1 protein-coding gene is annotated in these 771 nt (G+C 61.1%); it reads left to right on the top strand.

Annotated features, from left to right (window positions below; genetic code table 11):
• Window positions 1-731, top strand: a 731-nt coding sequence (locus tag BG61_RS38705) for an IS3 family transposase (protein ID WP_035943760.1), incomplete at its 5' end; no start/stop codon positions are given.
• Between the last annotated feature and the right edge of the window lie 40 nt (window positions 732-771).

Here is a 771-nt window from a genome sequence, read left to right as displayed (position 1 = left end):
ACATCAAGGCCATTCACACACAGGTCAAAGGCGAATACGGCTGGCCGCGCATGTGGAAAGAGTTGCTTGCCCGCGGCGTGCGCGTGGGCAAGGAACGCGTGCGCAAGCTGATGGCACAACACGGCGTACGTGCGCGGCACAAGCGTAAGTACATCGCGACGACGAACTCGAATCACGGCCTGCCGGTCGCGCCCAATCTGCTGGAGCGCAACTTCACGGCGACAGCACCGAACCAGGTGTGGACAAGCGACATCACCTATGTCGCGACAGCCGAAGGGTGGCTGTACCTTGCCGTCATCATTGACCTGTTCAGCCGGCAGGTAGTGGGCTGGTCGATGCAGGCGCACATGAAAGCCGAACTCGTCACGGATGCGTTGCGTATGGCATGGTTCCGGCGCCGTCCTGAGGCCGGTGTGATTGTTCATAGCGACCGTGGCAGCCAGTACTGCAGTGGACTCTTCCAGGACACGCTGAAGGCCTACAGCATGCGTTCGTCGATGAGCCGACGAGGCGATTGCTGGGACAACGCCCCGACCGAAAGTCTGTGGGGTTCGCTGAAGGTTGCACGTCTGCACGGCCGGCACTTCCCGACGCGGCGCGCGGCAATGGACGAAGTGGTCGATTGGCTGAACTTTTACAACGCCCGTCGGCTACACTCGACGCTCGATTACGTCAGCCCCATGACGTTCGAGAAGAATTGGTTCGCGGCTCAGCGAGGCGCAGCCGCATAATTCCCTCGGCTATGGGATTCGTCGAACGGGGGCAAGGTCA

It is taken from the genome of Caballeronia glathei (assembly GCF_000698595.1).
In the GTDB taxonomy this organism is placed as follows: domain Bacteria; phylum Pseudomonadota; class Gammaproteobacteria; order Burkholderiales; family Burkholderiaceae; genus Caballeronia; species Caballeronia glathei.
Note: the sequence above shows the minus strand (reverse complement) of the source record. Positions and strands in the feature narration are given on the sequence as shown.